The sequence below is a fragment of the Fibrobacter sp. genome (assembly GCA_024399065.1).
Classification (GTDB): Bacteria; Fibrobacterota; Fibrobacteria; order Fibrobacterales; family Fibrobacteraceae; genus Fibrobacter.
The window spans coordinates 1-3,067 of the sequence record JAKSIB010000077.1 but is presented as its reverse complement, the minus strand read 5'-3'; the positions used below and the strand labels follow the sequence as shown (position 1 = coordinate 3,067).

At 49.5% G+C, this 3,067-nt stretch carries 2 protein-coding genes; both read left to right on the top strand.

Annotation, left to right across the window (positions count from 1 at the left end; all coding sequences use genetic code 11):
• The first annotated feature begins 298 nt into the window (after positions 1–298).
• Positions 299–1,510, top strand: a complete 1,212-nt coding sequence (locus tag MJZ25_16415; GenBank protein ID MCQ2125759.1) for a hypothetical protein — start codon at positions 299–301, stop codon at positions 1,508–1,510.
• Between the two features lie 277 nt (positions 1,511–1,787).
• On the top strand, positions 1,788–2,591 hold the full coding sequence (locus tag MJZ25_16410; GenBank protein ID MCQ2125758.1) for a DUF4373 domain-containing protein: 804 nt from the start codon (positions 1,788–1,790) through the stop codon (positions 2,589–2,591).
• Positions 2,592–3,067: the final 476 nt, after the last annotated feature.

Sequence of the window (3,067 nt, the reverse complement as noted above, 5' to 3'; positions counted from 1 at the left end):
CCACCCGAGTGCATCAGCGGTGTCTCCGTTTTGTTAGCTCTACATTGCAGTCTCGCGGAAACTTGCACACTTAACGGCAATTTGTGCATACTCTTCGGCTAATCTTCGGGGTTCCTGGCTATATTTGTCGCGAGTGTGCGCGCATTCATTGTATTATTAACCTCCTCAAACTCTTATCACTATGGCGGAGTCTAATAAGAAATCTATCTGGGTGATTGTCATTAACGCACTTATCACTCTCCTTAATGGAGTGCTTTCGCTGCTCTCCTAGTCATTAACCCTTAACACCATTACAATCATGGGTATCGTTAGAAATCCTGCAAACACGATGCGTCGCGGCCGTGTTGGTGAGACTACCTACTACATCAGCGGTGGTCAACAAATCGCTCGTCAGGCTCTTAATGGAAGCAACTACGGCACATCTGCTCGTAGATCTCAAACACAGCAGTCTCGTCGAGTGCTGTGGTCTAACCTAGTTAATTTCTACAAGGTTAGCTCTGGCTGGATGCCAAAAGCCTTTGAGTCTAAAAAAAGATCTCAGTCAGATTACAACAAGTTTATGAGCGTCAACATCGGCACAGCTACTGTAGCTCTGACAAAAGCAGAGGCTGCAGCAGGAGCTTGTATTGCAGCTGGCTATATCGTGAGCCAGGGCAGCCTACCATCCATCGAGGTCACAGCTACCGCGTCTGCGTGGTATACTAATCTCAAGCTTGGCTCATTGACCATCGATGACAACACCACAGTGCAGCAGTTTGCGCTAGCACTCGTAAACAACAACGGTCATTGCCGGATTGGTCAACAGCTGTCATTTGTTAGCTATCAACAGTCTGTCGACGCCCTCGGAACTCCTCGTCTCATCTGCCGCTGCTATGAGGTGACCTTATCTGACATGAATGAAGACCCTCTGCGTGACTACCTCCCTGAGTTTTGTTCCCAGAATTTGTTGGGCTGCCTCGGCACATCCGACTACATATCAATAGGTGGTTTTGCTTACATTTTGAGTGAGCAAGCTAATAACGGACTACTGGTATCAACACAACAGCTTGTGCTCAATAACGATGCTCTGATCGCGCAGTACACAACAGAGTCTCAGCATGAGTTGGCAATCGCAAGCTATGGTGTAGATGCCGAGGTTATTTTGTCACCAGTTAGCACAAATGCACAGAGTGCGGAGGCTCAACCAATGTACATTGCCAGGATTAAGATTGCCAACACGTCTTACAACTCTGGCGATTATTACGGACCTATGTCAGGAGCTACAACTAAAGCCGTCGAGATCTCACTGTCATCGTCTAAGTTAGATGGTGTATCGTCCGTATCTTTTATTGCCGAAAACGGCACCATGGCTCAGCAGCCCTCTGTGACGCGTGATGGTAATGTCATTAGACTGACCGCGCCAACCATCTCAACGACATCGCCTTTGGCCAGGGTGACTGTAACGTTATCTGATAGCCGCGTAGTGAGCATCTCATTTAAGACATCCGAGTCTATAGACGGTGACCTCTAATCTCGTCGCATCTTGCTAATGTAAGTTTAAGTTTTTGTTGATCAGATCATCCATTTATCGGGTGATCTGATTTTTTTAATACCCGTACAGCACTTTTTTTGATTTTTGTTTGCACAATTCAAGTTTATTACCTATCTTTGCCGCGTCGACACATGGAGACAAGGGCAACAAGATATGAGGTTCTTGGGGAGGGTCGCTCCCTCCCGGCCCTCTTTTAATCAACCTCATTATTACCTCAATGTACACCTATTTTTACCACCCAACAACCTTATCGAGTATGGACAATGTACTCCGTATGCGTATGCAAGAGGGAGCAGCTGGCTACGGTATCTATGTAATGATCCTGGAATGCCTCCGCAGTACCGATGATTATCGGATCAAGAGCGACACAGCTGTAATCGGCTGGCAGATCCATGAGCAGGATCTTGCCCTAGTAGAGCGAGTCATCACACAGTATGATCTTTTTGATCTGAGCTCAGATGGTTACTTATCCTCGCCCTGGCTCAATGCCTGTATGGCTGATCATGAGGCTAAACGAGCCAAATTGTCAGCGGCCGGACGTAAATCTGCATTAATCAAGTCTCAAAAAAGCAACCAGGCTGCAACCACCTTAACGGGGGGGGGGCAACCTCGCTCCAATGATGTTAGTGATTTAGCTCAACAACCAACCACTCATTTAAACAATCATACAGATAATTTAACCCCATCCGACCACAATAGTGGTGCTGGAGTGGAGGGGTATTTTAGTGCTGCGATGATATCTAAGATCGGGAAGGACAAGTCTGGACTGGCCGATGTTGATAAGTGCCGGATAAGTCTGGTTAAGGATCCTGACCACAACCCAGATATCATTATATCCAGGATCCTCGAGTATAAGCTCACCTACAACCAAGTAATGGCCCTTTATAACGTCACAGAGGGGTGTCTGGTTGGAGGCGCGCGTACTGTAGCACTCCTCGCCGCCTTTCGTCATTGCAAGGAGACCCAGTTCCGGCCCATGTACGCGTATGAGTATCTGATCTCACGTATCAAGGATGCACAGGACGTCCAGCTCGAGATCTCGAGTGCTGACAAGCCATGAGCCGGAAACGTAGAGAGCTTCGCCAGCTCACGATCGATGGCAGCTATGTGGTAGATGCTGCCATTGACCTACAAAGTACCTGGGGAGGCGCGAGAAAAGGCGCAGGACGGCCGAAAACGGCTCCAGATACAAAGACCATATCCGTTAGAGTTCCCGTGGCCATGGCCGCAGAAATAACAGCAAGAGCGGCCATTTGCGGCCAATCTGTTAACTCATGGCTGGTGGATCTGATAAAGATTGATCTTCAGATATAGTAACCAGTCGCGTGGAGGCCCTTTTGGGGGCCTCTTTGTGTTTGTAGGGGTGCCGCGAGCGCCACCCCCGGCAGAGCCGCCCGCGGCAGCGGGCAACGAGCGCAGAACGAGCGCAAGACGAGCGGAGGACGAGTGCAGAACCCCGTCAGCGGCTGTTCGTGGTGCGGTCGGTACGCGGTTGCCGTCAGCCGTGTCCGCGGTCAGCACCTCACCCTCGGTCGG

What these genes read in the sequence shown, in the direction of transcription:
- MJZ25_16415 (MCQ2125759.1), top strand. Translation starts at nt 299, where the DNA reads ATGGGTATCGTTAGAAATCCTGCAAACACGATGCGTCGCGGCCGTGTT.
- MJZ25_16410 (MCQ2125758.1), top strand. Translation starts at nt 1,788, where the DNA reads ATGGACAATGTACTCCGTATGCGTATGCAAGAGGGAGCAGCTGGCTAC.